We start from the raw sequence: 25,688 nt of genomic DNA on the forward strand, positions 1-25,688 counted from the left end.
AGGAACAGGTCCATGAATGACACCCTGAGTCAGGGCCTCACCACCATCCGTCTGTACGGGGTTCTGGGCAAGCGCTTCGGCCGCATGCACGGCCGGTTGTTGGAAAGCGGCACGGTACGCGAGGCGATGAGCGCCCTGAAGCACACCATGGAGGGATTCGAGACGTTCATGCGCGAGGCGGAATCGAAAGGGCTGACCTTCGCCGTGTTCCGTGGGCGTACCAACCTGTCCGGCGAGCAACTGGACATGCGCGGACGCGAGGATATCCGCATCGTGCCGTTGGTGATCGGGAGCAAGCAGTCCGGATTGTTTCAGACGGTATTAGGAGCTGCACTCATTGCCGTAGGTGTCTTCGCAACGAGTCTTACGCTCGGGACAAGCACGTTTCTGATCTCTGCCGGCGCCAGCATGATGCTCGGTGGCGTCATGCAGATGCTCAGCCCCCAACCCAAGGGCCTGAAGGGCCGAGAGGCCCCCGAGAACGCCCCCAGCTATGCCTTCGGCGGCCCGGTCAACACCATCGCCCAGGGCCATCCGGTCGGCGTGCTCTACGGCAAGCGCCGCATCGGCGGCGCGGTGATCAGCGCCGGCATCTATGCCGAGGACCGGCTGTAGCCGGCAACGCCGTAACAGGCCCGCCATGCGCGGGCGTTTTTTTGCCTGAAGGAACGTCATGAACAAGACCATCACGGGCCACAAGGGTGGCAGCAAGAAGCCGCGCCAGCCGGTGGAGATGCCGGACTCGGTGCGCTCGATCGCGCGGGCGAAGATTCTCCTGGCACTGGGCGAAGGCGAGTTTGACGGTGGCGTCGACGGCCGTTCGATCTACCTGGACGATACGCCGCTGCTGGCGGCGGACGGCTCGGTGAACTTCCCCGGAGTGACCTGGGAGTTCCGTCCGGGCTCGGTGGACCAGGAACACATTGCCGGTGTGCCCGCCGTGGAAAACGAACTGGCGGTCGGCGTCGAGCTCAAGAGTGACGCGCCCTGGGTCCGCGCGGTAAGCAACACCCAGCTCTCGGCGGTGCGCCTGCGCCTGTCCTGGCCGGCCATCCAGCGCCAGCAGGAAAACGGTGACGTGGTCGGCTACCGCATCGACTACGCGATCGACATCGCCGTCGACGGCGGTGCCTGGCAGGAAGCGCTGAAGGCTTCGCTGGACGACAAGTCCACCAGCCGCTACGAGCGCTCCCACCGTGTCGACCTGCCGGAGGCGCGGAGCGGCTGGCAGGTGCGCGTGCGCCGCCTGACGCCGAACCAGAACAACAACCGCGTCGCCGACACCATGCGGGTCGAGGCGATCACCGAGGTGATCGACGCCAAGCTGCGCTACCCGAACACCGCGCTGCTGTTCGTCGAGTTCGATGCCAGCCAGTTCCAGAGCATTCCGCAGATATCGGTGGAAGCGCGCGGCCGGCGGGTGCGGGTGCCGAGCAACTACGATCCGCAGACCCGTAGCTACAGCGGCACCTGGGACGGCTCGTTCAAGTCGGCCTGGACCAGCAACCCGGCCTGGCACTGGTACGACATCGTGTTGCACAAGCGCTTCGGCCTCGGTCGGCGGATCGACGCGAGCATGGTCGACAAGTGGTCGCTGTACCGCATCGCCCAGTACTGCGACCAGTCGGTGCCCGACGGCAAGGGCGGCCAGGAGCCGCGCTTCAGCTGCAACCTGTACCTGCAGAGTCGCGCCGAAGCCTGGACAGTACTGCGCGACCTGGCAGCGATCTTCCGCGGCATGTCCTACTGGTCCGGCGCGGAAATGGTGGCGGTCTCCGACATGCCGGAGGACGAGGCCTACACCTTCTCGCCGTCGAACACCGTGCGTGGCGACGACGGCAGCCACTTCAACTACAGCAGCAGCCGCCAGCGCGATCGCCACACCCTGGCCCTGGTCAACTACGACAATCCGGGCAACGGCTACCAGAGCCAGCCGGTAGCGGTGAACAATGATCGCGCGCAGCGCCGCTACGGCATCAGCCAGTTGGAGATCACCGCGATCGGCTGCACCTCCGAGGGCGAGGCGCAGCGGCGTGGCCAGTGGGCGCTGCTGACCGAGGAGCTGGAGCAGGACGCGGTGACCTTCCGCACCGGCATGGATGGCCGTGGGCTGGCGCCGGGGAAGATCATCGCCGTAGCCGACCCGGTCAAGTCCGGCAAGCAGATCGGCGGACGCCTGAGCGCGGTGGATGGCCGCGCGCTGACCCTCGACCGCGACGTCGAGGCCCGACCCGGCGATCGCCTGCTGGTCAACCTGCCGAACGGCAAGGCCGAGGCGCGCAGCGTCCAGTCGGTGGTAGGCCGCGTGCTGAGCGTGACCGCCGCCTATTCGGAGACGCCTCGGCCCCAGGGGCAGTGGGCGCTGCAGAGCAACAGCCTGACCACCCAGCGCTTCCGCATCATGAGCATCACCCGGCCGGAGGACAATCTTTTCGAGATCACCGCGCTGCAACACAACGCGAGCAAGTTCGACGCCATCGACAACGGCGCGCGCATCGAGCTGCCGCCGGTCACCAGCATTCCGCCGGGCGTGCAGGCGCCGCCGCAGAACGTGCGGATCAAGGCTTTCACCAAGGTCGACCAGGGGGTGGCGGTGACCAGCCTGTCGGCCTCCTGGGATGCCGCGCCGAACGCGGTGGCCTACGAGGCCGAATGGCGCAAGGACTCGGGCAACTGGGTGCGGGTGCCGCGAACCTCGGCGCTCGGTTTCGACGTGCCGGGCATCTATGCCGGTCGCTACTTGGTGCGGGTACGCGCCTTGAACGTGATGGAGGTCGGTTCGGTCTACGCCAGCAGTGTGGAAACCGCTCTCGAGGGCAAGACCACACCGCCGCCGGCGCTGGCCTACCTGCGCTGCGTGGCCGGCCCCTGGCGCATCGGCCTGGAGTGGGGGTTTCCGGCCAGCGGCGCGGCGGACACCGCTTACACCGAGATCCAGCAGTCCGCCACGCCCGGCGGCAGCGAGGAGACCGCACGGGCGCTGGGCCTGTTCGCCTACCCAGGCAATACCCACCTGGTATCGCCGATACCGGCCGGCGAACGGCTGGCGTTCCGCGGTCGCTTGATCGACCGTAGCGGCAACGTCGGCGCCTGGTCGAACTGGGTCACCGGCACCAGCTCCAGCGACGCCAGCGAATACAACCAGTTGATCACCCAGGAGTACGTCGAGTCGGCGCTGGGCCAGCAATTCTTCTCCGATATCGAGCGGATGCAGGTGGATATCGGGGGCTTGCAGAAGCAGGTCGGCGACCTCGCCGACATTCTGCTGTACGACCCGACCAAGGTCTACGCGAAGAACGACATGGTGCGACAGGGGCAGCGGTTGTACCAGGCACTGAAGGCTGTGCCGGCGAAGACGGCGCCGCCGAACGCGGCCTACTGGTCCGATATCGGCCAGTCGCTGGAAACCGCCAACGGGCTGGCGCAGCAGGTGGCGAGCCATACCGCTGAAATCAGCGAACTCGACGGCAGGATCGAAGCAGCGGCATCGAATCTGGATGCGCTGCAAGCTGCCGCCCGCGGGGAACCGGCGACCGGAGAGAAGGCGGATGCGCTGAAGGGCTGGGACACCATTGCTCGAGCTGCCACCGAAGTCACCGTGCGGGCGAACGAGGACGAAGCGCAGGCGAAGCGGACGAGCTTGCTTGAGGCGTGGACCGGGACGGCGGAGGGCAGGATCGCCACCGTCGAGTCGGTCGTTGCGTCGAACAATGCCGTAACCGTCCAGCGCCTGGATCAGCTATCCGGACAGGTTGCGAGCAATGCCTCGGCCATCAGCACCGAACAGACCGTCCGCGCCAACGCGGACAGCGCCCTGGGACAGCGGGTGGATACCGTCAGCGCACGCACCGATACCAACGAGGCGAACATCCAGACCACATCTCAAGCGGTTACCTCGCTGGATGGCAACGTGAAGGCGCTCTACAGCGTGAAGCTCCAGGCGCATGCCAACGGGCAGAAGTACGCCGCTGGCTGGCAACTGGGCTTCGACAGCGGTACGAGTGTGACGACCATGGCGTTCCAGGCTGATCGGTTCCTCTGGTTCAACAGTTCCAGCGGGCAGACCGTGGCGCCGGTTTCGATCGTTGGCGGCCAGATGTTCATCAACAACGCGATGATTCAGGATGGGTCAATCACTAATGCCAAAATTGGTAGTTCAATTCAGTCAGACAACTATGTTGCGGGTCAGACTGGTTGGAGGCTGACGAAGTCAGGGCAGTTTGAAATTAATGGAACTGTCCCTGGGCAGGGGCGAATTACTATAACTAACCAGCTGGTTCAGGTTTATGACGGTGATAGTGTTCTTAGAATTAGACTTGGAATTTGGTCTTGAGCGAGGTCTTGCCAAATGTTTGCTGGTCTTCAAGTGTTTAATGGTGCAGGGGGAGTAATGGTTGATACCAATATTCCCTATGCTAAGCTCTTAGGCATCGTCGAAAGTACGGGGACAAACAACGGGCAGGTGACTGTCAGTATGTTCGAAAGTGGTCAGCCTTTCGCTGTTGTACTTCCGTCTGCTTACACACCCCCAGGCTATTGGTCTTTCCCAAACTATCCCATGGTGGAAATTAGTGGAGGAACTCTGAAGTGGGTTTTCTACGACTTCTACGCAGGTACAGGCGGTGGTACTCGCTGGCCTTGTAAGATCGTCTACGGGATTTACTGATATGTTCCAGTGCTTCAATGAAAACGGAAACATCCAGTTCGATGCTAACCTGATGTCTTATGGCTTCAGGGAAAAGCATGAGGTTCTAGGTGTAGCCGATCCTCATACTGGCTTTCTGACCTTCACTGTGGATGTGTTTTCCCCGGTAGCTCCGATGCTCTTCGTGCACCGTTCGGACAACGACCCGTACACGAAAGAGTTTGCCTATTCTCGTGTAGAGTATTTGACTGGTTTGTGGAGGTTCCAATACTACTGTGCCTGGATTCCGAGCATGACTCGTAAGTTGATGGTTTACATCTTTGACCGCATGCAGGTTGGTGGTAATTTTGGCTTGCAAACTTTCGACACAGCAGGCAATATAACCTTCAACACGAACCAGATACCTCTACGTATTGCAGGCATGTACAGCCCTCCGGCTATTGTAAATAGTAACGGTAGTGCGCAACTGCCGACAACTACTTGGACTCTTCCTCCTGGGCGGACTTATGCAGTTAATACCGCGAGTCTACGTATGGGGCTCGATGTACAGGAATATCCTGCTGGTGGTTCCCCACACTCATCTCTTCTGGAAGAGATGGTTTCTATTGACGGCAACATACTGAAGGTGGCGTTCTTCTTCGCCTCTGATGGCCTGGAACTGGGCAATGCTCCCGGACGGTATTACCAGGGTGGTCGTCCTCTATTGACCGTAGCTGACGTAACTGGCTTGTAGCGGTTCTAAATTTTACATTCCCTTCGAAGAGGATATTCCCAATGTCTTGGTACTCCGCTGGCACCGTAGCGGTGACCGCAAATAGCCCGACCGTTACCGGTACTGGCACACAGTTCTCGTCCAATGCCCGGGTCGGCGATGCATTTCGTGGCCCCGATGGTTGTTGGTACGAGGTCACAAACGTCGCCAGTTCGACGGTCATCTCGATCAAACCCAACTACCAGGGCAGCACGGCCAGCGGCCAGCCCTATGCAGTGGCGCCGATCCTGGGCTACGACAAGGACCTATCAGATCGTTTCAACCAGATCGCGATGGACTGGGGGGCGACCCTTGCGGGCATAAAGCCGTGGGCCCTGTCCAATACCGGCACGCAAGCGCAGGCGGACATGGGAATGACGGCGGTGGGGCGGGGACTCAACGCCGCAGCGACTGCTGAGAATGCCCTGAGCTTTATTGGTGGCATGCCGAAGTCGATGTCCAATCTGCGGGCTGTCAGCGACGCCAATAATGTCCCGAACGAATGCGGGTTCTACGGTATCAGCGTCGGCCCTTGGGCGAACCTGCCGCCGGGCATTGATTCGCTGAACCCGGTTGGCTCGATGCTCTACCACCAACCCTACGATGCAAGTACCGCTGTGCAAATGTTCATCCCGCGCACGTCGGATCTCGCATATTTCCGCCGGAAGGCTGCCGGTACGTGGTCCACCTGGATGCGGTTCTTGACCGATAGGCAGCTCTCCGGGACCGTGAGCAATGACGGAAGTGGAGTGCCAAACGGCGCAATCATCCAGCGCGGGAGTAACGTGAACGGAGAGTACGCCCGGTTCGCGGATGGTACGCAAATCTGCTGGCGCCGGTACGCTGCTGCGTTAGACGTAATCAACCAATCCGGAAGCCTGTTCATAACTCCAGGCGGCACGACTCTGACGTTCCCGGCCGCGTTCGTTAGCGCGCCCGTAGTCTCCGACGCTACGATCAGAAATACCGGATACTCTGGGCGTGGTTGGGGAGCTGTGTACTCGGTAGATGCGACAAGCTGTGCGTGGTACGGATTTTCGACAACATCTGCGCTTGCGGCATTGCTGCCGGGCTTTATCGCTACGGGGAGGTGGTTCTGATGATCATCACTCTTTCTCCGTATTTACCGCTCCCTGAAAGCGACGAGCACCTGTCGCTGAGCAGGACTGGCGATGTGCTCACCGTGAACGGTCAGCCGTTCGACTTCACACCGCTACCGGAGGGCGGTGAACTGCCGGCTGAGGCGATTGGATCGGAGTGGTTCGCTGGTTCCGTAGTGCGACGCGCCGGCCGCATCCAACTGATCCTGCGGTTCCCGCTTGCCGTCGATGCCAGTGCCGCCGCTCGCTTCCCTGAACCGTTGCTGATCAAGGCCGATGGCCCGGTGGAGTTGCCGCGATGATCGATTGGAGCAAGGTAAAGACCGCCGAACAGCAGGCGCAGGAGCGCAGGCAGGCTGAGTACGATGCCGCAGCCGCGGCGCGGGCAAATGCCTACCGCCTGGAGAGTGACCCGCTCAAGACCGAGGCTGAATTCGATGCGATCAAGGCCGGCACCGAGCCGGACTACTCTGACTGGATCGCCAAGGTAGAAGAGATCAAGGGGCGATATCCACTTCCTTGAACCCGCCCGTCATGTAAGCAGGCTTCAGCGCCACCCCGAAGCCTGTCTTGACAGTAGCATCCCCTGCGTCGGCCGCTCCGGCCGGCGCTCTTCCCGACATCCCGCTGTTGCACCCATCCTCTCCACTGGGCTATGTTCCCCAACATGGCTCCGTGAGACCGCTATCGTGATCCACCTCAGCAGCATCATCACCTCCCTCATCAAGGCATTCGCCCGTTGGCGCTGGCGCGCCTGACTTCTTTTTCGCCGGCCTGGCCGGTCACGTCTCCCTGCGTCCCCCGTTTTCCACAGGCATAATGCCGACGTTCCACTCTCCCTTCCTCCGCGAGCGCGCCGGGAAACGGGGGTGGCGAAAGCCGGGTGATGCGATTCGCATAAGAATGAAATCAAGAGGTTACAGCCAGCATGCTGCTGATGATCGATAACTACGACTCCTTCACCTACAACCTGGTGCAGTACTTCGGCGAGCTCAAGGCCGAGGTCAAGGTGGTGCGCAACGACGAACTGAGCGTGGAACAGATCGAGGCCCTGGCGCCCGAGCGCATCGTCCTTTCCCCCGGTCCCTGCACCCCCAACGAGGCCGGCGTCTCGCTGGCCGTGATCGAGCGCTTCGCCGGCAAGCTGCCATTGCTCGGTGTCTGTCTTGGCCACCAGAGCATCGGCCAGGCCTTCGGCGGCGAAGTGGTGCGGGCGCGGCAGGTGATGCATGGCAAGACCAGCCCGATCCACCACAAGGACCTCGGCGTGTTCGCCGGCCTGGCCAATCCCCTGACGGTGACGCGCTACCACTCGCTGGTGGTGAAGCGAGAGAGCCTGCCGGAGTGCCTGGAGATCACCGCCTGGACCCAACATGCCGACGGATCGCTCGACGAGATCATGGGTGTACGCCACAAGACCCTGAATGTCGAGGGCGTGCAGTTCCATCCCGAGTCCATCCTCACCGAGCAGGGCCACGAGTTGCTGGCCAACTTCCTCCGCCAGCAGGGCGGCGTGCGTGGGGAGGGCAACTGAGATGGATATCAAGGGAGCCCTCAATCGCATCGTCAACCAGCTCGACCTGACCACCGAGGAAATGCAGGCGGTCATGCGCCAGATCATGACCGGGCAGTGCACTGACGCGCAGATCGGCGCCTTCCTGATGGGCATGCGGATGAAGAGCGAAACCATCGACGAGATCGTCGGCGCGGTGGCGGTGATGCGCGAACTGGCCGACGGCGTGCAGTTGCCTACGCTGAAGCATGTGGTCGACGTGGTCGGCACCGGCGGCGATGGCGCGAACATCTTCAACGTGTCCTCGGCGGCGTCCTTCGTGGTCGCCGCCGCTGGCGGCAAGGTCGCCAAACACGGTAACCGCGCGGTCTCCGGCAAGAGCGGCAGCGCCGACTTGCTGGAAGCCGCCGGCATCTACCTGGAACTGACCTCCGAACAGGTGGCGCGTTGCATCGACACCGTCGGCGTCGGGTTCATGTTCGCCCAGGTCCACCACAAGGCGATGAAGTACGCCGCCGGTCCGCGCCGCGAGCTGGGCTTGCGGACTCTGTTCAACATGCTTGGCCCACTGACCAACCCGGCGGGAGTCAGGCACCAGGTGGTCGGGGTGTTCACCCAGGAACTGTGCAAGCCGCTGGCTGAAGTGCTCAAGCGTCTCGGCAGCGAGCATGTGCTGGTGGTGCATTCGCGCGACGGGCTGGACGAGTTCAGTCTGGCCGCGGCGACCCACATTGCCGAGTTGAAGGACGGCGAGGTACGCGAGTACGAAGTGCGTCCCGAGGACTTCGGGATCAAGAGCCAGACCCTGATGGGGCTGGAGGTCGACAGTCCGCAGGCCTCGCTGGAACTGATCCGCGACGCTTTGGGGCGGCGCAAGACCGAGGCTGGGCAGAAGGCCGCCGAGCTGATCGTGATGAATGCCGGCCCGGCACTGTACGCTGCCGATCTGGCGACCAGCCTGCACGAGGGCATTCAACTCGCCCACGATGCCCTGCACACCGGGCTGGCACGGGAGAAGATGGACGAACTGGTGGCCTTCACCGCCGTTTACAGAGAGGAGAACGCACAGTGAGTGTGCCGACGGTTCTGCAGAAGATCCTCGCCCGCAAGGCCGAGGAGGTCGCCGAGCGCCGTGCGCGCGTCAACCTGGCCGAGGTCGAGCGGCTGGCGCGTAGGGCCGATGCGCCGCGCGGCTTCGCCAATGCCCTGCTGGAGCGGGCCAAGCGCAAGGAGCCGGCAGTGATCGCCGAGATCAAGAAGGCATCGCCGAGCAAGGGCGTGCTGCGCGAACACTTCGTCCCGGCAGAGATCGCCCGCAGCTACGAGGCGGGTGGCGCGGCGTGCCTGTCGGTGCTCACCGACGTGGACTTCTTCCAGGGCGCCGATGCCTATCTGAAGGAAGCGCGGGCCGCCTGTGCGCTGCCGGTGATCCGCAAGGACTTCATGATCGATCCGTACCAGATCGTCGAGGCGCGGGCGATCGGTGCCGACTGCATCCTGCTGATCGTCTCGGCGCTGGACGACGTGCTGATGGCCGAACTGGCGGCGACTGCCAAGTCGGTCGGTCTCGACGTACTGGTCGAAGTGCATGACGGCACCGAGCTGGAACGTGCGCTGAAGACCCTGGACACGCCGTTGGTGGGCATCAACAACCGCAACCTGCACACCTTCGAGGTGAGCCTGGAAACCACCCTCGACCTGTTGCCGGAAATTCCCCGCGACCGCCTGGTGGTCACCGAGAGCGGTATTCTCAACCGGGCCGACGTGGAGCTGATGGAAGTCAGCGAGGTCTATGCCTTCCTGGTTGGCGAGGCGTTCATGCGGGCCGACGATCCTGGCCTGGAGTTGAAGCGCCTGTTCTTCCAGGAGCGTGGCGGCGTGGTGCTGGGCGCCGATCCTGACTGATCCGCGCTGTCGAATCCCATGAAAAAGGCCGGTTGCGACCGGCCTTTTTCATGGGTGCTGTTCAGCGGGTGCCGAAGACCACCATGGTCTTTCCTTTCACATGCACCAGGCCCTGCTCCTCCAGGCTCTTCAGCACGCGTCCGACCATTTCCCGCGAGCAGCCGACGATCCGGCCGATCTCCTGGCGGGTGATCTTGATCTGCATGCCGTCCGGGTGGGTCATGGCGTCCGGTTGCTGGCACAGGTCCAGCAAGGTGCGGGCGACGCGTCCGGTGACGTCGAGGAAGGCCAGGTCGCCCACCTTGCGGGTGGTCTTGCGCAGGCGGTCGGCCATCTGGCTGCCGAGGGTGTAGAGGATCTCCGAGTCCTGCTGCGACAGTTCGCGGAACTTCGCATAGCTGATCTCGGCGACTTCGCATTCCACCTTGGCGCGAACCCAGGCGCTGCGTTCCTGTTCGCTGCCTTCCTTTTCGAACAATCCCAGCTCGCCGAAGAAATCACCGCTGTTGAGGTAGCCGATGATCATTTCGCGGCCGTCGTCGTCCTCGATGAGGATGGTGACCGAACCCTTGATGATGAAGAACAGCGTTTCGCAGCGATCGCCGGCATAGATGATGGTGCTCTTTGCGGTGTAGCGGCGGCGGTGACAGTGTGCGAGCAGCTTGTCTAGGTGTTTGAGTTTGGGTGTGTGGGTAATAGCTACCATGCCCGAGTCCCGAAAGAATAAAGAATATGCCTGACGTACAAGGCGATGTTTTTTTGAGTTCTTATGGAGAGACCTGCCAGGGCCCGGGAGCTCAGCGGAGAGCTCCCCCCAACCGGGCAGATCAGGAAGTGTGCCAGTAAACCGCGTCCAGCTTAACAGACGGGCCATGAAGGTCGATGTGATTTTGCGACGCAGCTATCAGGACTGTGATCCCGTACTGTCCTTGGGCCCTGTGCTAAGCTGGCGCCCTTTGCCGGCGGGAGTCTGAACGATGAAAGCGCGTATCCAGTGGGCGGGCGAGGCGATGTTCCTCGGCGAGTCCGGTAGCGGCCACGTGGTGGTCATGGACGGTCCGCCGGACCATGGCGGACGCAACCTCGGGGTGCGCCCTATGGAGATGGTCCTGATCGGCCTCGGCGGCTGCACCAACTTCGATGTGGTCAGCATCCTGAAGAAGGCGCGCCAGCCGGTGGAGAGCTGCGAAGCCTTCCTCGAGGCCGAAAGGGCCGACGAGGAGCCCAAGGTGTTCACGAAGATCCACGTGCACTTCGTGGTCAAGGGCCGCGGTCTCAAGGAGGCCCAGGTCAAGCGCGCGGTGGAGCTGTCGGCGGAGAAATACTGCTCGGCGTCGATCATGCTCGGTCGCGGCGGGGTGGAGATCACCCACGACTACGAGATCGTCGAACTCGGCTGAGACGACATCCGGTCATCATAAAAGGGGCGCAAACTCTGGCGGAGGCTTGATTGGCTCTGCATAATGCGCCCCTTTTTTCGTGCCGCGCGATTCCGTCGGGCGGCCGTTCAGTTCGGAAGATTCTTCCGCTCTGATAGACGTTTCCCGAGCCATCCCGGTCGGGTGACCAATGGCGCCAGCCGGCGCCCGTGCAACTCAACAAACCACAATCGCCATCGCGAAGAGGTGTTAACCGTCCTACGCAGGTGCGTCGTTCGCATCTGACGGGCATGCCCCAACCCTGCGGCAGAGCCGCAAGCAACCGAGAGAGTTCCCCACGGTGAAAAGCAAACTCAAGCTCCACGGGTTCAACAACCTGACGAAGACCTTGAGCTTCAACATCTACGACATCTGCTACGCCGAGACGCCCGAAGACCTCCAGGCCTACGTGCAGTACATCGACGAAGAGTATGACGCGGAGCGTCTGACGCAGATTCTTACCGATGTTGTCGACATCATCGGCGCCAATATCCTGAACATCGCGCGTCAGGACTACGACCCCCAGGGCGCCAGCGTGACCATCCTGATCTCCGAGCAGCCGGTCACTCCGACCGACAGCCAGATCGAAGAGTCCCCGGGCCCGCTGCCGGACACCATCCTGGCGCACCTGGACAAGAGCCACATCACCGTGCATACCTACCCGGAAATCCATCCGGTGGACGGCATCGCGACCTTCCGCGTGGACATCGACGTTTCCACCTGCGGAGTGATCTCCCCGCTGAAGGCCCTGAACTACCTGATCCACCAGTTCGACTCGGACATCGTCACGGTCGACTATCGGGTCCGCGGCTTCACCCGCGACATCGAGGGGCGCAAGCATTTCATCGACCACGAGATCAACTCGATCCAGAACTATCTCTCCGACGACACGCGCGAGGCCTACCAGATGACCGACGTGAACGTGTACCAGGAGAACCTGTTCCACACCAAGATGCTGCTCAAGGACTTCGAACTGGAGAACTACCTGTTCGGCGACGCTACCCGGACGCTCTCGGCGGAACAGCGTGAGCAGGTCACGGAACGGCTCAAGCACGAAATGCTGGAGATCTTCTACGCGCGCAACATGCCGCGCTGATCGTACACGAGAAAGAAAAAGCCCGCTTCGAGCGGGCTTTTTCATGCGTGCGATTCAGATGCGGTAGGTGCTCTTGGTCATCACCTTCGCCAGCAGGCTCATGCCCAGCTTCACCGGTGCCGGGAAGCGCAGGCCGCCGGCGGCCAGGGCGTTGCTCGAATGCTGTTCCTCGTCGATACGCATCTGCTCGAGGATGGCACGGGATTTCCGATCCTCTTGGGGAATCTGCGCCAGGTGTTCGTCCAGATGCTTGCACACCTGGTCTTCGGTGGCGGCGACGAAGCCCAGGCTGACCCGGTCGCTGACCAGCCCGGCGGCGGCACCGACGCCGAAGGACAGGCCGTAGAAGATCGGATTGAGGACGCTGGGACGGCTGCCCAACTGGCGGATGCGTTGCTCGCACCAGGCCAGGTGGTCGATCTCCTCCTCGGCGGCTTCCTCCATCGCCTCGCGGACCTCGGGCAGCTTGGCGGTCAGCGACTGGCCCTGGTACAGCGCCTGGGCGCAGACCTCGCCGGTGTGGTTGATGCGCATCAGGCCGGCGATATGGCGGGTGTCTTCCTCGCTCAGTTCGCCATCGGGTTCCACGATGGCCGGCGACGGTCGCGCCGGCTGGCCGCTGAACGGCAGCAGGGTGCGCAGGGCGGAGTCGGCCTGCAGCAGGAAACGGTCGATGGGCGAATAGTGGCGGTCGGCGGACATGGCGCACCTCCGGAAACGAAAGATCGCACCAGTTTACCGGAAGTGCGCTGATAGCAGGATGTTGCGGACGGGCTGCGATGTCGCAGCGCCAGCAGGGATTCAGCCCGGGGGCCAGTGCATCTGGCGTTGACCCAGCACGTGCATGTGGATGTGGTGCACGGTCTGCCCGCCAAGGTCGTTGCAGTTCATCACCACACGGAAGCCTTCCTCGCAGCCCTGCTCCCGGGCCAGGCGCTGGGCGGTGAAGAGGATATGGCCTGCCAGCGGCCGGTCGGCCTCGGTCAGGTGCTCGAGGGTGGGAATGTGCCTTTTCGGGATGACCAGGAAGTGCACCGGCGCCTGCGGGCCGATATCGTGAAACGCGACAACTTCCTCGTCTTCGTAGAACTTGCGCGCGGGAACTTCCCCCGCCACGATCTTGCAGAACAGACAGTCCATGGGCGATTCCTCCGGCCTCGGGTGCTTTCCCGAGTGTAGCGGTGCCCGTCGCGACCGCCCAAGCGTGAAGGAGCCGCAGTGAAGAACGACATACACGACCTCGGCCTGGTCCTGGATTCCCGGGTCAAGCTGATCCTGATCGAGTCCTGGGACGAGCCGAAGGTGATGGAAACCCTCACCGGCCTGGCGGTCAGGCGCGGCCTTGGCCTGTATGCCTGGTCGGTGACCGAGGGCGTGCAGCGCCTGGGCTTCGGCGGCGAGCCGCTGGGCGGGGAGGAGAGCCGCGACCCGGTCGCGGCGTTGCGCTTGATCAAGCACGATCAGCAGGCGAATCTCTACGTGCTCTGCGACCTGCATCCTTTCCTTGGCGACAGCCCGACCCTGGTGCGCCTGCTCAAGGAAATCGCCATGGCCGAAGGCAATCATCGACCGACCGTGGTGCTGGTGTCCCATGCGCTGAAGCTGCCGGCCGAGGTGCAGCGCTTCGCCGCGCGGTTCTCGCTGTCCCTGCCCAGCGAGGACGAACTGCTCGGCATCGTCCGCGAGGAAGCGACGCGCTGGAGCGAGCGCAACCGTGGTGCCCGCGTGCGCACCGACAACCGGACCCTGCAGCAGGTGGTGAAGAACCTGCGCGGGCTCAGCCATGCCGAGGCGCGACTGCTGGCGCGCAACGTGATCTGCAACGATGGAGCGATCACCCAGGAGGACCTGCCCGAGCTGAACCGCACCAAGTTCCAGCTACTCGACCTGGAGGGCGTGCTGAGCTTCGAGTACGACACCGCGCGCTTCGCCGAGGTCGGCGGGCTTGCCGCGCTCAAGCGCTGGCTCGGCGAGCGTCAGTCGGCGTTCCTCGCCGGCACGCCTGGCGACCAGCCGAAGGGCATGATGCTGGTCGGCGTACAGGGCGCCGGCAAGAGCCTGGCGGCCAAGGCGGTGGCCGGCCTCTGGGGCTTGCCGTTGCTGCGTCTGGATTTCGCCTGTCTCTACAACAAGTACTTCGGCGAAACCGAGCGCAACCTGCGCGAGGCGCTGCGCCTGGCCGAACAGATGGCGCCCTGCGTGCTGTGGATGGATGAAGTGGAGAAGGGCATTTCTGGCGGCGACCAGGACAACGGCGTCAGTCAGCGCGTGCTGGGTACCCTGCTGACCTGGATGGCCGAGCGCGAGGCGCCGGTCTTCATGGTCGCCACCGCGAACGCTATCGACCGCCTGCCGCCCGAACTGATCCGCAAGGGACGCTTCGACGAATTGTTCTTCGTCGACCTGCCGACGCCGGAGGTTCGCGCCGAGATCTTCCGCATCCACCTGCAACGCCGCGAGCTGGAGCCGGCACAGTTCGACCTCCTTCTGCTGGCGGCTGCCAGCGAGGGTTTCAGCGGGGCGGAGATCGAGCAGGCGGTGGTGGCGGCACTGTACGCCGGGCAGGCGCGACAGCAGGCGGTGGATCAGGAGCTGTTGCTCAGGGAGCTGTCGCGAACCTCGCCGCTGTCGGTGCTGATGGCGGAAAAGCTCGCCGCGCTGCGGACCTGGGCCAAGGGGCGGGCGGTGCCGGCAGACTGAGCCGACGGCTAACCTCGTTGCCCTGCGAGGAGAGGCCGATCAACCCCGTGGGGCGGAGGGTACCGCCGAGGCGTTGATCCGCGCGGCGAGTCGGCGTACCAGCCAGCGTGGCGCCAGGCGTGGGCTCAGCGCCAGCAGGCGATTGCGCCAACCGGGGACGATCAGGGCGCGGTTCTTGTCCAGCCCGCGCAGGGCCAGCAGCGCGACTTCCTCCGGGGTCATCATCAGCTTGCTCCGGTCGAGCCTGCCGAGCCGCATCCCGGCTTCCCGGAAGAATGCCGTGCGGGTTGGCCCAGGGCACAGCACCGAGACCTTGACGCCGCGCTCTTTCAGTTCTTCCCGCAAGCCTTCCGAGAAGTGCAGGACGTAGGCCTTGCTGGCGTAGTAGTTGCTCATCCAGGCGCCGGGCTGGAAGGCGGCCACCGAGGCGATATTGAGTATCTGGCCCCCGCCCTGTGCCGCCATGCGGGCGCCGAGGGAGTGGCAAAGGCGGGCCAGGGCCAGGATGTTGAGTTCGATCAGCTCCTGTTCCCGCGCCCATTCCTGGTCGATGAAGGGGCCGGAGGTACCGATCCCGGCATTGTTAACCAGCAGGTCGATCTGTCGTTCGCCCTGTTCCAGTTCGTGCAACAACCCTGACAGTTGCAGCGGCTCGGAAAGATCGCAGGTGCGGAACAGCACTTCCACGCCGAAACGCTGCGCCAGCTCATAGGCGATGCTCTCCAGCGCGTCGCGCTGGCGCGCCACCAGGATCAGGGCGCGACCGCGCCGGGCCAGGGCTTCGGCTAGGGCCAGGCCGATACCGCTGGAAGCGCCGGTGATCAGGGCATAACGGGGCATTCGAGACTTCTCCGAAACGGACGGGGAATTGGACCCCGCCCGTCGCGAGGGGTTGCGTGGCTACTGTTGGTCGTCGTCTTCCATGGCCTCTGCCGCCGCCGTGGCGGCTTCATCGGCTTCGGCCGCCGCTGCGGCGGCCTGCTCGTCGGTGGTGTACGGGTCGGCTGGAGCGCTGGCGCCGCCGTCATAGTTCGCTCGCTCCAGGTAACCCTGGTAGGACGGCAGGGCGATGGCGGCGATGATACCGACTATCGGCAGCAGGATGATCAGACTGGCCAGGACTTTCACCCCGGTGCTGTTCGCCGGCGGCGGCGGACCGTAGCGGTTGGCGCCGGTGCTGCCGGGCAGGACCAGCATCAGGATGCCGAACACGCTGCCGACGAAGGGGACGAAGTTGAGCAGCCAGAGCCAGCCCGACCAGCCGAGGTCATGCAGGCGCTGCACGCCGATCATCACGGCGATGACGATGAAGGCGATCGAGGCCAGGGCGGTGACGGCCACGCCGACGGTTTCGCCGAGCAGGAAGCCCAGGCCCATGATGACCAGGAAGCACAGCGTCATCGCCATCGACCAGCCGAGATAGCGCAGGCGTCCGATCCGGCCGTTGGTGGTGAACACGTTCAGCTCGCCGAACTCGGGGAGGGCGTCGCCGACCTGGGCGCTGGGCGGTGTGTAGGGAGACGCGCCCGCAGCCGCGGTGGCCGCAGGCGCGGCGTTTTCGCCGAGCTGCGCCTGGCGTGCCAGGTACTTCTCGATGATGACGCCGCAGGCCGAACATTCCGCTCCGCTGGGCTGTTCATGGCCGCATTTCGGGCAGGTCATGGGAGGCAGGTCTTGCGCCGGGGTTTCCTCCGCGACCTGGGGGTTGTGATCGGGCGTTTCCACCAGGCTCAGGCTGGCCGCCAGGTCGACTTCCTTGTAGGCATTGGCGCCGGCCTGGCGCAAGGCGGTCAGGTAACGCTCCGCCTCGGCCTCTGGAAGTTCGCGTTTCAGCACCACCGGGCGACCGCCGAAGAGGGCGTCGATCTTGCCCGGTTCGCTCTTGAACAGGCGGGCGAGATTGTCCTTCACGGTTTCGAGCGATGCGTCGGGCATCAGCTCGCCGGAGAAGACGATCTTGAAGCGTTGGTCGGTCATGCAGGCATCCTTGTCAGCTGGGGTGAGAGAAATGCAGCCGACAGCCTAATCGGCGGCCTTGGCGCCCACAAGCGCGAGATGAGAACTCCCGCACAAGCCGGGGCGCCGTGACCCGGCGGTTTCAGTGCGGCCAGCGGTTGGCCAGGCGATCCATGTTCCGCAGGGCGGCGCGATATTCCCGGTCGAGGCGGGCGACCAACTCGTCGACGCCGGGCAAGTCGTCTATGTTGCCCGCGCCCTGGCCGGCGGACCACACGGTCTTCCAGGCCTTGGCCTCGTCGTTCACCGGCTTGAGCTTCTCGCCGTAGTTCATGTCTGCCTTGTCGGTCAGGCGCTTCAGATCGTAGCCGGCGGCCTCCAGGCTTTGCCGCATGAAGCTGGCCGGTACGCCGGACACCGCCGGGGTGTGCACGATGTCGGCGGCGCGTGCCTCCAGGATCATCTGCTTGTAGGCGTCGGAGGCATTGCTCTCGCGGGTGGCGATGAAGCGAGTGCCGAGATAGGCCAGGTCGGCGCCGAGCATCTGTGCGGCGAGAATCTCGTGGCCGTGGTTGATGCAGCCGGCCAACAGCAGGGTCTTGTCGAAGAACTGGCGGATTTCCGCGACCAGCGCGAAAGGGCTCCAGGTCCCGGCGTGCCCGCCCGCGCCGGCCGCCACCGCGATCAGGCCGTCAACCCCGGCCTCGGCGGCTTTTTCGGCGTGGCGGCGGGTGGTGACGTCGTGGAACACCAGGCCGCCGTAGCTATGCACAGCGTCTACCACTTCGCGCACTGCGCCGAGGCTGGTGATGACGATCGGTACGCGGTGCTCGACGCAGATCCGCAGGTCGGCCTGCAACCGCGGATTGGTGTTGTGGACGATCAGGTTCACCGCATAGGGCGCGGGATTGTCCAGCGCTTGCAGGCCGGCCCCGATTTCCTCCAGCCAACCCTCGAAGCCGCTGCTCTCGCGCTGGTTGAGCGCCGGGAAGCTGCCGACGATGCCGCTGCGGCAGCAGGCCAGCACCAACTGCGGGTTGGATACCAGGAACATCGGCGCGGCCACCATCGGCAGTCGCAGGCGTTGGTCGAGCAGGGCGGGCAAGGACATGGACAGGACTCCTGGGTCAGAAAGGTTTGAGCACCACCAGTAGGACGATCAGCAGCAGGAACAGTACAGGCACTTCGTTGAACCAGCGGTAGAACACATGGCTACGCCCCGGCTCGCCGCGGGCGAAGCGCTGGAGCATGGCGCCGCAGGCGTGGTGGTAGCCGATCAGCAGGACCACCAGGGTCAGCTTGGCGTGCAGCCAGCCTTGGCTCAGCCAGCCGGGGGTGAGATAGAGCATCCAGAGGCCAAGGACCAGGGTGGCGAGCATCGAGGGCATCATGATCCCCCGGTAGAGCTTGCGCTCCATGACGCAGAAGCGTTCCCGGCTGGTCTGGTCCTCGCTCATGGCGTGGTAGACGAACAGGCGCGGCAGGTAGAACAGGCCGGCGAACCAGCAGACTACGGCGATGATATGGAAGGCTTTGAGCCACAGGTACATCAGGACATCCTCTTGATCACGGTGCCCCGATAGTAGAGGGATGGCTGGAACGCGTCACCCTGGCGGCTTGCCGCTGTCTGATTTGCCGGCAGATATGGCCGCATAACAGGTAGGAACATTCGGATAGGGCCTCGCAGCAATTTCTGCCCGACGACCCCGGGGGCTAGACTGCCGACCGAAGGGCCGAACCGGTCGCAAAGCCGGACGCCCAGCGCTGTTCATGCCGGCGCTCGGCTCTTATCATTGGCCTCTTTTGGCTAGCTTGCCTCAGCGCGCGGAGTGATGGACAGATGATCAAGGTCGGCATCGTTGGCGGTACGGGTTATACGGGCGTGGAACTGCTGCGCCTACTGGCGCAGCATCCGCAGGCCCGGGTGGAAGTGATCACTTCGCGTTCCGAGGCGGAGGTGAAGGTCGCCGACATGTACCCGAACCTGCGAGGTCATTATGACGACCTGCAGTTCAGCGTGCCGGACGCGCAGCGCCTCGGCGCCTGCGACGTGGTGTTCTTCGCCACGCCGCACGGTGTGGCGCACGCGCTGGCTGGCGAACTGCTGGACGCCGGGACCCGGGTCATCGATCTGTCCGCTGACTTCCGCCTGGCGGACGCCGAGGAGTGGGCGCGCTGGTACGGCCAGCCGCATGGCGCTCCGGCGCTGCTCGACGAGGCTGTCTACGGCCTGCCGGAAGTGAACCGCGAGAAGATCCGCCAGGCCCGCCTGATCGCCGTGCCGGGTTGCTACCCGACCGCGACCCAGCTGGGCCTGATCCCGCTGCTGGAGGCCGGCCTGGCCGACGCCTCGCGGCTGATCGCCGATTGCAAGTCCGGGGTCAGCGGCGCCGGTCGGGGTGCCAAGGTTGGCTCGCTGTTCTGCGAGGCGGGCGAAAGCATGATGGCCTACGCGGTCAAGGGGCATCGGCATCTCCCGGAAATCAGCCAGGGCCTGCGTCGGGCCTCCGGCGGCGAGGTCGGGCTGACGTTCGTACCGCACCTGACGCCAATGATCCGCGGTATCCATGCAACCCTTTATGCCCATGTCGCGGATCGCTCGGTCGACCTCCAGGCGTTGTTCGAGAAGCGCTACGCCGACGAACCCTTCGTCGACGTGATGCCGGCCGGCAGCCATCCGGAGACCCGCAGCGTGCGTGGCGCCAATGTCTGCCGAATCGCCGTGCATCGCCCCCAGGGCGGCGACCTGGTGGTGGTGCTGTCGGTGATCGACAACCTGGTCAAGGGCGCCTCGGGTCAGGCGCTCCAGAACATGAACATCCTGTTCGGGCTGGACGAGCGCCTGGGCCTCTCGCATGCGGCCCTGCTCCCCTGATGTCCGGCTGGGAACTCCAGTTCCGTGATCCACGGCGGGCCTGGCTGGTCCGCCTCGGGGTGGGTGCGCTGCTGCTGGCGGTTCCGCTGGCGTTTCTCGGCGGTCGCTGGTCGACCGGGGCGGACGCCGCTCGCAGCGAGGCCGATGCGCAACGCCAGGAAACCCTGATCGGCGAGCAGAAGGCCGAGCTGGAGCGCCTGCGTACCGAAATCGAGGTGTTGCGCAGCGGAGAACGCCTCAGCCAGCAGGCCACCGAACAGAGCCGGCAGACCATCAAGCTGCTTGAGGACCAGGTGTTCAAGCAGCAACAGGACATCGCGTTCTACAAGGGGGTAGTCGCGCCGGCCAGCAAGGCGGATGCGCTGGAAATCCGTGCCTTTGAGGTGCAGGGCACGGACGACCCGCAGCGCTTCCGCTATAAGGTGATGCTCAGCCGCCTGGGCAGGGACGACCGCAAGCTGGATGGGCGGCTGAAAGTCCGCATCAGCGGCAAGCTGGCGCGCAAGGACGCTACCTACGACCTCGAACAGCTCTCGCCGGAACTGGGCAAGACAGGGCTGTCGATTTCCCTCCGGCATTTCCAGTCGATCCCAGAAGGGGGGCGTTTCGCCGAGCTGGAGCTGCCGAAGAACTTCATCCCGAAGCTGATCGACGTACGTGCGGAGCTGAATGGCCAGTCCAAACCGCTACAGCGCCGTTTCGATTGGCCGAAGCAGTGAGTGAGCATTATGTGGAGCAAGAACAAAGGCCGGGCCGACGTCCAGCGTTTCACCGGGCAGACCAGCCTGATCGCCAGCGGCGCCGAACTGGTCGGTGACATGAACCTCAAGGGCGCGGTGCAGATCGACGGCACCGTCCGCGGAGCGTTGCAGGCGCACGAAGGGCTGGTGCGGGTCAGCGCCGGCGGTCGTGTCGACGGCGAAATCCGGGCCCCCCATGTGATCATCGACGGTCAGGTGGATGGCGACATCCATGCCATCGAACGCCTGGAGCTGGGGGCCCAGGCCCGGGTGAAGGGCAATCTTCACTATGGGCTGATCGAAACCGCCATGGGGGCCCAGATCGAGGGCCGCCTGTGCCCGATGACCGAGGCCAGTCCGCGCCCCCTGGAACTGCCTGCCAGCGTGGAAACTGTGGATTAGTTGACCATTTTTCTGGGACAAGAGGATAATGGGCGTAATGTTGTAACGCACGGCCTCAAGCCGGGAGATTCGGAAACATGAGCATCGAGACCTTCACCCCTACGCCCCTGCTCTTTACCCCAGGCGCAGCCAACAAGGTGAAGACGTTGATTGACGAAGAGGGCAATCCTCGCCTGAAACTGCGTGTATTCGTCACCGGCGGCGGTTGCTCGGGCTTCCAGTATGGCTTCACCTTCGACGAAGATATCGCCGATGACGATACCGTGATCGAGCGCGATGGCGTGGGCCTGGTGGTGGACCCGATGAGCTTCCAGTACCTGGCGGGCTCGGAAGTCGACTACCAGGAAGGCCTGGAAGGTTCGAGGTTCGTCATCAAGAACCCGAACGCCGCCACGACTTGCGGTTGCGGACAGTCGTTCTCGATCTGACGTCGATGGGGCCGCTACGAAAACGCCGCGCTTATATGCGCGGCGTTTTCGTTTCAGGCGGGATACAGCGCGCCCAGAGTTCTGGGACCGAGCGCACCGGTCACATCAGGGCAGTTGCCGGGCAGGCGCTCGAGAAACCGATGGGCTAGCCAGGCGAATGCCATGCCCTCCATCCAGGCAGGGGGAATGCCGTATTCGTCGGTACTGGCGACCCGAGCTTCGGGCATCAGCAGGGCCAGGCGCTTCATCAGCGCCGTATTGAAGGCGCCGCCGCCGCATACCAGCACCTCTTTGCAGTCCGGCTGGGCGTCCAGCAGCGATTCGCTGATGCTGCGCGCGCTCAGTTCCAGCAGGGTTGCCTGGATATCCGCTGCCGGCAAGGCAGGGTGACGAGCCAGGTGCTCCTGCAGCCAGGACAGGTTGAAGCGCTCGCGCCCGGTGCTCTTGGGGCCACGCGCGGCGAAGAACTCATCCGCCAGCAGGCTTGCCAGCAGTGCGTGGTTCATCTGGCCGCTGGCGGCCCACGCACCGTCCCGGTCGAAATGTTCGCCGCGTTGGTGATGAATCCAGGCGTCCATCAGCACGTTGCCCGGGCCGCAGTCGAAGCCGCGTACCGGCTTTCCGGGGCTGAGCAGCGAAACGTTGCTGAAGCCACCGATGTTCAGGACCGCCCTGGAGGCGTCATCATCGCCAAACAGCGCCTGATGGAAGGCCGGTACCAGCGGGGCGCCCTGGCCGCCGGCTGCGACGTCGCGGCGGCGGAAGTCGGCGACGACATCGATGCCGGTCAGCTCCGCCAGCAGGGCGGGGTTGCCGATCTGCACCGTGAAGTGGCGAGCGGGTTCATGTCGGATGGTTTGACCGTGACTGCCGATGGCACGGACTTCGTCGGGGCTCATCTGCTGCTGGAGCAGCAGTTCGCGCACGCCCTGTGCTGCAAGGGCGACCCAGCGTTGCTCGACTTCGGCGGCGCGGGCGATTTCATCGGGACCGGGGACGCACAGGGCGAGGATGTCTTCGCGCAGCCCGGCCGGCATGGGTAGGTAATGGGAAGCGAGCAAGGTGGTGCGATCACCTTGCTCGATCAGGACGATGTCCATGCCGTCCAGGCTGGTTCCGGACATCAACCCCAGGTAGCGCGGCACGATCAGCGCTGCTTGTTCAGGGCCAGGAGGGTTTTCTTCTCCTGATCCATGCGCGCGATCATCGGCTGGGTCTGCGCCATGAAGCGCTTGCGATCTGCGCCACCGAGCGGGTCCGCCATGGGCAGCTTGGCACTCAGCGGATCGACGTGACGGCCATTGATCTGGAACTCGTAGTGCAGGTGCGGGCCGGTGGCCAGGCCCGTCATGCCTACGTAACCGATGATCTGGCCCTGCTTCACGCTGGTACCGGCGCGGATACCCTTGGCGAAGCGGCTCATGTGTCCGTAGATGGTCCGATAGCGCTGGCCGTGCTGGATCACCACGGCGTTGCCGTAGCCCCCCTTGCGTCCGGCTTCGAGGATCTTGCCGTCTCCGGTGGCCTTGATCGGTGTGCCGATGGGGGCAGCGTAGTCGACGCCCTTGTGCGCGCGGATCTTGTTCAGGATCGGGTGGCGGCGGCCCAGGGAGAAGCGCGAGCTGATGCGGGCGAAATCCACCGGCGTACGGATGAATGCCTTGCGCATGCTGGAGCCGTCGGCGCGGTAGTAGCTGGTATTGCCCTGCTTGTTGGTGTAACGCACGGCGGTGTAGGTCTTGCCGCGGTTGACGAAGCGGGCGGCGAGGATATTGCCGGTCGCCACTTGCTTGCCGTTGACCTTGTGCTGTTCGTAGATCACGTCGAACTCGTCGCCCTCACGCAGATCGAGGGCGAAGTCGATGTCGTAGCCGAAGATATTCGACAGCGACGTGATCAGGTTATAGGGCAGGCCGGCGTTACGACCGGCAACGAACAGCGAGCTGGTGATGCGGCCATGGGCATAGGCGGTATGCAGGTCTATCTGGGCCTTCTCGCGTTTGAAGGAGTAGCCCTTGTCGGTCTTGTCCAGGCCGATGGTCTCGAGTTCGCTCTGCTTGACTCGCAGCGCCTGCAGTTCTCCTTTGGGGTCGAGCTTGAGCTTGACCTCCTGGCCGACCTTCAGATGGGTGAAGCGCTTGGCATCCTTGCTGCTGGTCAGCATGTCGTGCATGGCCGAGGTGGAAAGGCCTGCCTTGGTGAATACGGTCGACAGCGTATCGCCACTGGCGACGCTGATGGTCTTCCACTCGGGATCGACGGGCTTGATGTCGGCATCGGCTACAGATGCGCCCGGCTTGTCCGAGTCTTGCTCGGCGGTGTTGTCGTCGGAGGCGCCTTCTACCTGAGCGAAAGGCGTGCCTTCGTCGCTGGAATTGGTGACCGATTGCGGCAGGAGGTCGTCTTTCTCCTGAAGGAGGCGATCGGTGTTGCTTTCAAGCTCCAGATTGAGCGTGGTCCTCTTGGCCTCGACTTCGCTCGAGGGGAACACCAGTAGTGCCAAACTGAGGAGCGCTGCAACACCGCTGGCGGCCAACAAGTGGCTTTTCGGGTAATACGGCGGCGCTTTCTGATCGGATTGCGTCATGGCGTGATTGGTGTTTTTGGATTGTGAATAAATAACTGCCTAAAATATAACCAAAATCTCCTTGAATCAAGCCAAAAGTCGCGTCTGGCCTGGCTCCGTCCCCCTGACGGTCGGCAAAATTTGTTTTTAGTCTGCGATCTTGTATGGTTGGTTCCCTTTCGATTTTGGCAATTGGGCAGAACCTGTAAATGAAGTCGGTTGAAGAGCAGCTGGCGCTGATCCAGCGCGGTGCAGACGAGATCCTGGTAGAGGCGGAACTGGTGGCCAAGCTGAAGCGTGGCCAGCCCTTGCGGATCAAGGCCGGCTTCGACCCGACCGCTCCCGATCTGCATCTTGGCCATACCGTGCTTATTAATAAGCTGCGCCAGTTCCAGGACCTGGGGCATCAGGTGATCTTCCTCATCGGCGACTTCACTGGGATGATTGGTGACCCCAGTGGGAAAAGTGTTACCCGTCCTCCCCTGACGCGCGAGCAGGTTCTGGAGAATGCGGAGACGTACAAGTCCCAGGTCTTCAAGATCCTCGACCCGGCCAAGACCGAAGTAGCCTTCAATTCCACCTGGATGGACCAACTGACCCCGGCTGACTTCATTCGTCTTGCCTCTCAGTACACCGTTGCGCGGATGCTGGAGCGTGATGACTTTAGCAAGCGCTATGCCAGCAATCAGCCCATCGCTATCCATGAGTTCCTCTATCCGCTGGTCCAGGGCTATGACTCCGTCGCGCTGAAGGCGGACGTCGAGTTGGGTGGCACCGACCAGAAGTTCAACCTGCTGATGGGGCGCGAGCTGCAGCGTGCCTATGGCCAGGAGGCCCAGGTGATCCTGACCATGCCGTTGCTGGAAGGGCTGGATGGCGTGAAGAAGATGTCCAAGTCGCTGGGCAACTATATTGGTATCCAGGAAGCGCCGGGTGTCATGTACAGCAAGCTGGTCTCCATTCCTGACACGCTGATGTGGCGTTACTTCGAACTGCTCAGCTTCCGTTCCCTGGATGAGATCGATAGCTTCCGCAAGGACGTCGAGGCGGGCGCCAACCCGCGTGACATCAAGATCAAGCTGGCCGAGGAGATCGTCGCCCGCTTCCATGGCGAGGAGGCGGCGGCGAGCGCACACAAGTCGGCCGGCAATCGCCTGAAGGAGGGCGAGCTGCCGGAAGACCTGCCGGAGATCGAGCTGTCGTCCCCCGAGGATATGCCCGTTGCCTCTGTCCTTAATAAGGCGGGGTTGGTGAAGAATGCGGCTGCGGCTCGCGATCTCCTGGGTGCCGGCAGCGTCAAGGTGGATGGGCAGGTCGTCGACCGCACCTTCATGCTGGCGCTGGGTGAGACCCGTGTGTTCCAGGCAGGGAAGAAGGCTTTCGCGCGCATCACGCTGAAGGCTGAATAATTCTTTCAAATAAGTGTTGACGCCAGTTTCTATCTCCCTATAATGCGCACCACTCCCGGCGACGGCGAAGAGTAAGTGCTTGAAAATCAAGGATTTACGGATTCTCTCCCAGGGGTGGTGAAGCGCTCCGGCAGGTTGTCCGCCGCAGCGGTTCGGTCCCGAAAGGGGCTCGAAACGAAGCTTC

The 25,688-nt window shown here is 63.5% G+C and carries 26 protein-coding genes; 17 read left to right on the top strand and 9 right to left on the bottom strand.

Annotation, left to right across the window (positions count from 1 at the left end; genetic code table 11):
- Nucleotides 1–12: 12 nt before the first annotated feature.
- The 9 genes from ACI766_RS03155 (at nt 13) to trpC (ending at nt 9,914) form a co-directional block, all read left to right on the top strand.
- Complete coding sequence (locus ACI766_RS03155) at nt 13–615, top strand: tail assembly protein (protein WP_003118924.1); 603 nt, start codon at nt 13–15, stop codon at nt 613–615.
- 58 nt (nt 616–673) lie between these two features.
- On the top strand, nt 674–4,333 hold the full coding sequence (locus tag ACI766_RS03160; RefSeq protein ID WP_023086830.1) for a phage tail protein: 3,660 nt from the start codon (nt 674–676) through the stop codon (nt 4,331–4,333).
- 334 nt (nt 4,334–4,667) lie between these two features.
- Complete coding sequence (locus ACI766_RS03165) at nt 4,668–5,378, top strand: hypothetical protein (RefSeq protein ID WP_023086831.1); 711 nt, start codon at nt 4,668–4,670, stop codon at nt 5,376–5,378.
- A gap of 41 nt (nt 5,379–5,419) precedes the next feature.
- A complete protein-coding gene (locus ACI766_RS03170; protein ID WP_023086832.1) occupies nt 5,420–6,496 on the top strand; it encodes a pyocin knob domain-containing protein in 1,077 nt (358 codons plus the stop codon).
- A complete protein-coding gene (locus ACI766_RS03175; protein ID WP_014602440.1) occupies nt 6,496–6,798 on the top strand; it encodes a hypothetical protein in 303 nt (100 codons plus the stop codon). The genes ACI766_RS03170 and ACI766_RS03175 overlap by 1 nt, the downstream gene beginning before the upstream one ends.
- Entirely contained in the window at nt 6,795–7,019 is a 225-nt protein-coding gene (locus ACI766_RS03180) for a hypothetical protein (protein ID WP_003459442.1), read from the top strand. The genes ACI766_RS03175 and ACI766_RS03180 overlap by 4 nt, the downstream gene beginning before the upstream one ends.
- A 405-nt stretch (nt 7,020–7,424) precedes the next feature.
- Nucleotides 7,425–8,030, top strand: coding sequence for an aminodeoxychorismate/anthranilate synthase component II (locus ACI766_RS03185; protein ID WP_003101640.1), 606 nt, complete (start codon nt 7,425–7,427; stop codon nt 8,028–8,030).
- 1 nt (nt 8,031) lies between these two features.
- Nucleotides 8,032–9,081, top strand: a complete 1,050-nt coding sequence (trpD, locus tag ACI766_RS03190; RefSeq protein WP_003085203.1) for an anthranilate phosphoribosyltransferase — start codon at nt 8,032–8,034, stop codon at nt 9,079–9,081.
- The gene (trpC, locus tag ACI766_RS03195; protein WP_003160838.1) at nt 9,078–9,914 is read left to right on the top strand and encodes an indole-3-glycerol phosphate synthase TrpC; all 837 of its coding nucleotides are present in this window, start codon (nt 9,078–9,080) and stop codon (nt 9,912–9,914) included. Before trpD ends, trpC begins: the two co-directional genes overlap by 4 nt.
- Nucleotides 9,915–9,975: 61 nt before the next feature.
- On the opposite strand, the gene crp is transcribed toward trpC, so the two are convergent.
- Entirely contained in the window at nt 9,976–10,620 is a 645-nt protein-coding gene (gene crp, locus ACI766_RS03200) for a cAMP-activated global transcriptional regulator CRP (protein ID WP_003085214.1), read from the bottom strand.
- A 271-nt stretch (nt 10,621–10,891) separates the two neighbouring features.
- Here crp and ACI766_RS03205 point away from each other — a divergent pair, with 271 nt between their 5' ends.
- On the top strand, nt 10,892–11,314 hold the full coding sequence (locus tag ACI766_RS03205; RefSeq protein ID WP_003085219.1) for an OsmC family protein: 423 nt from the start codon (nt 10,892–10,894) through the stop codon (nt 11,312–11,314).
- 319 nt (nt 11,315–11,633) lie between these two features.
- A complete protein-coding gene (gene speD / locus ACI766_RS03210; RefSeq protein WP_003101641.1) occupies nt 11,634–12,428 on the top strand; it encodes an adenosylmethionine decarboxylase in 795 nt (264 codons plus the stop codon).
- Between the two features lie 54 nt (nt 12,429–12,482).
- Here speD and coq7 read toward each other — a convergent pair whose 3' ends face one another.
- Nucleotides 12,483–13,130, bottom strand: a complete 648-nt coding sequence (gene coq7, locus ACI766_RS03215; RefSeq protein ID WP_003085224.1) for a 2-polyprenyl-3-methyl-6-methoxy-1,4-benzoquinone monooxygenase — start codon at nt 13,128–13,130, stop codon at nt 12,483–12,485.
- A gap of 99 nt (nt 13,131–13,229) precedes the next feature.
- Nucleotides 13,230–13,568: a histidine triad nucleotide-binding protein gene (locus tag ACI766_RS03220; RefSeq protein WP_003085225.1), complete on the bottom strand. Its 339-nt coding sequence runs from the start codon at nt 13,566–13,568 to the stop codon at nt 13,230–13,232.
- Nucleotides 13,569–13,646: 78 nt separating this feature from the next.
- Here ACI766_RS03220 and ACI766_RS03225 point away from each other — a divergent pair, with 78 nt between their 5' ends.
- Nucleotides 13,647–15,128 carry an AAA family ATPase gene (locus tag ACI766_RS03225; protein ID WP_003101642.1) on the top strand — a complete coding sequence of 494 codons (1,482 nt, stop codon included), beginning with the start codon at nt 13,647–13,649 and terminating at the stop codon, nt 15,126–15,128.
- Nucleotides 15,129–15,167: 39 nt separating this feature from the next.
- On the opposite strand, the gene ACI766_RS03230 is transcribed toward ACI766_RS03225, so the two are convergent.
- The 4 genes from ACI766_RS03230 to hemJ form a co-directional block, all read right to left on the bottom strand.
- Nucleotides 15,168–15,968, bottom strand: coding sequence for an SDR family NAD(P)-dependent oxidoreductase (locus tag ACI766_RS03230; protein ID WP_003113172.1), 801 nt, complete (start codon nt 15,966–15,968; stop codon nt 15,168–15,170).
- 60 nt (nt 15,969–16,028) lie between these two features.
- Nucleotides 16,029–17,105: a DUF805 domain-containing protein gene (locus ACI766_RS03235; protein ID WP_003459458.1), complete on the bottom strand. Its 1,077-nt coding sequence runs from the start codon at nt 17,103–17,105 to the stop codon at nt 16,029–16,031.
- A gap of 121 nt (nt 17,106–17,226) precedes the next feature.
- On the bottom strand, nt 17,227–18,195 hold the full coding sequence (locus tag ACI766_RS03240; RefSeq protein ID WP_023086833.1) for an NAD(P)H-dependent flavin oxidoreductase: 969 nt from the start codon (nt 18,193–18,195) through the stop codon (nt 17,227–17,229).
- 16 nt (nt 18,196–18,211) lie between these two features.
- Nucleotides 18,212–18,634: a protoporphyrinogen oxidase HemJ gene (hemJ, locus tag ACI766_RS03245; protein ID WP_023086834.1), complete on the bottom strand. Its 423-nt coding sequence runs from the start codon at nt 18,632–18,634 to the stop codon at nt 18,212–18,214.
- 290 nt (nt 18,635–18,924) lie between these two features.
- Here hemJ and argC point away from each other — a divergent pair, with 290 nt between their 5' ends.
- The 4 genes from argC to erpA all read left to right on the top strand — a co-directional run bounded on the left by argC (nt 18,925) and on the right by erpA (nt 21,529).
- Nucleotides 18,925–19,959 carry an N-acetyl-gamma-glutamyl-phosphate reductase gene (gene argC / locus ACI766_RS03250; RefSeq protein ID WP_023086835.1) on the top strand — a complete coding sequence of 345 codons (1,035 nt, stop codon included), beginning with the start codon at nt 18,925–18,927 and terminating at the stop codon, nt 19,957–19,959.
- On the top strand, nt 19,959–20,678 hold the full coding sequence (locus ACI766_RS03255; protein ID WP_003085249.1) for a DUF6776 family protein: 720 nt from the start codon (nt 19,959–19,961) through the stop codon (nt 20,676–20,678). The genes argC and ACI766_RS03255 overlap by 1 nt, the downstream gene beginning before the upstream one ends.
- Nucleotides 20,679–21,101, top strand: a complete 423-nt coding sequence (locus ACI766_RS03260; protein WP_003120826.1) for a bactofilin family protein — start codon at nt 20,679–20,681, stop codon at nt 21,099–21,101. It begins immediately after the preceding gene.
- A 77-nt stretch (nt 21,102–21,178) separates the two neighbouring features.
- Nucleotides 21,179–21,529 (top strand): iron-sulfur cluster insertion protein ErpA, encoded by a 351-nt coding sequence (gene erpA / locus ACI766_RS03265; protein WP_003085254.1) that lies wholly within the window; start codon nt 21,179–21,181, stop codon nt 21,527–21,529.
- A 53-nt stretch (nt 21,530–21,582) separates the two neighbouring features.
- On the opposite strand, the gene ACI766_RS03270 is transcribed toward erpA, so the two are convergent.
- Together ACI766_RS03270 and ACI766_RS03275 are read right to left on the bottom strand one after the other, a co-directional pair.
- Complete coding sequence (locus tag ACI766_RS03270) at nt 21,583–22,674, bottom strand: anhydro-N-acetylmuramic acid kinase (protein ID WP_004352281.1); 1,092 nt, start codon at nt 22,672–22,674, stop codon at nt 21,583–21,585.
- 2 nt (nt 22,675–22,676) lie between these two features.
- Entirely contained in the window at nt 22,677–24,116 is a 1,440-nt protein-coding gene (locus ACI766_RS03275; protein ID WP_023086836.1) for a peptidoglycan DD-metalloendopeptidase family protein, read from the bottom strand.
- A gap of 188 nt (nt 24,117–24,304) precedes the next feature.
- On the opposite strand from ACI766_RS03275, the gene tyrS reads away from it, so the two are divergent.
- Nucleotides 24,305–25,504, top strand: coding sequence for a tyrosine--tRNA ligase (tyrS, locus tag ACI766_RS03280; protein WP_003113167.1), 1,200 nt, complete (start codon nt 24,305–24,307; stop codon nt 25,502–25,504).
- Nucleotides 25,505–25,688: the final 184 nt, after the last annotated feature.

Source organism: Pseudomonas sp. DL (assembly GCF_047199225.1).
Taxonomy (GTDB): Bacteria; Pseudomonadota; Gammaproteobacteria; order Pseudomonadales; family Pseudomonadaceae; genus Pseudomonas; species Pseudomonas aeruginosa.

Excerpts from the sequence above, each read along its gene's own strand:
- tyrS (WP_003113167.1), top strand. The coding sequence starts at position 24,305 with ATGAAGTCGGTTGAAGAGCAGCTGGCGCTGATCCAGCGCGGTGCAGAC.
- ACI766_RS03165 (WP_023086831.1), top strand. The coding sequence starts at position 4,668 with ATGTTCCAGTGCTTCAATGAAAACGGAAACATCCAGTTCGATGCTAAC.
- erpA (WP_003085254.1), top strand. The coding sequence starts at position 21,179 with ATGAGCATCGAGACCTTCACCCCTACGCCCCTGCTCTTTACCCCAGGC.
- ACI766_RS03175 (WP_014602440.1), top strand. The coding sequence starts at position 6,496 with ATGATCATCACTCTTTCTCCGTATTTACCGCTCCCTGAAAGCGACGAG.
- ACI766_RS03240 (WP_023086833.1), bottom strand. The coding sequence starts at position 18,195 with ATGTCCTTGCCCGCCCTGCTCGACCAACGCCTGCGACTGCCGATGGTG.
- ACI766_RS03185 (WP_003101640.1), top strand. The coding sequence starts at position 7,425 with ATGCTGCTGATGATCGATAACTACGACTCCTTCACCTACAACCTGGTG.
- ACI766_RS03275 (WP_023086836.1), bottom strand. The coding sequence starts at position 24,116 with ATGACGCAATCCGATCAGAAAGCGCCGCCGTATTACCCGAAAAGCCAC.
- ACI766_RS03155 (WP_003118924.1), top strand. The coding sequence starts at position 13 with ATGAATGACACCCTGAGTCAGGGCCTCACCACCATCCGTCTGTACGGG.
- ACI766_RS03205 (WP_003085219.1), top strand. The coding sequence starts at position 10,892 with ATGAAAGCGCGTATCCAGTGGGCGGGCGAGGCGATGTTCCTCGGCGAG.
- ACI766_RS03230 (WP_003113172.1), bottom strand. The coding sequence starts at position 15,968 with ATGCCCCGTTATGCCCTGATCACCGGCGCTTCCAGCGGTATCGGCCTG.
- hemJ (WP_023086834.1), bottom strand. The coding sequence starts at position 18,634 with ATGTACCTGTGGCTCAAAGCCTTCCATATCATCGCCGTAGTCTGCTGG.
- argC (WP_023086835.1), top strand. The coding sequence starts at position 18,925 with ATGATCAAGGTCGGCATCGTTGGCGGTACGGGTTATACGGGCGTGGAA.
- coq7 (WP_003085224.1), bottom strand. The coding sequence starts at position 13,130 with ATGTCCGCCGACCGCCACTATTCGCCCATCGACCGTTTCCTGCTGCAG.
- ACI766_RS03220 (WP_003085225.1), bottom strand. The coding sequence starts at position 13,568 with ATGGACTGTCTGTTCTGCAAGATCGTGGCGGGGGAAGTTCCCGCGCGC.
- ACI766_RS03180 (WP_003459442.1), top strand. The coding sequence starts at position 6,795 with ATGATCGATTGGAGCAAGGTAAAGACCGCCGAACAGCAGGCGCAGGAG.
- ACI766_RS03170 (WP_023086832.1), top strand. The coding sequence starts at position 5,420 with ATGTCTTGGTACTCCGCTGGCACCGTAGCGGTGACCGCAAATAGCCCG.
- ACI766_RS03255 (WP_003085249.1), top strand. The coding sequence starts at position 19,959 with ATGTCCGGCTGGGAACTCCAGTTCCGTGATCCACGGCGGGCCTGGCTG.
- ACI766_RS03160 (WP_023086830.1), top strand. The coding sequence starts at position 674 with ATGAACAAGACCATCACGGGCCACAAGGGTGGCAGCAAGAAGCCGCGC.
- crp (WP_003085214.1), bottom strand. The coding sequence starts at position 10,620 with ATGGTAGCTATTACCCACACACCCAAACTCAAACACCTAGACAAGCTG.
- trpD (WP_003085203.1), top strand. The coding sequence starts at position 8,032 with ATGGATATCAAGGGAGCCCTCAATCGCATCGTCAACCAGCTCGACCTG.
- ACI766_RS03235 (WP_003459458.1), bottom strand. The coding sequence starts at position 17,105 with ATGACCGACCAACGCTTCAAGATCGTCTTCTCCGGCGAGCTGATGCCC.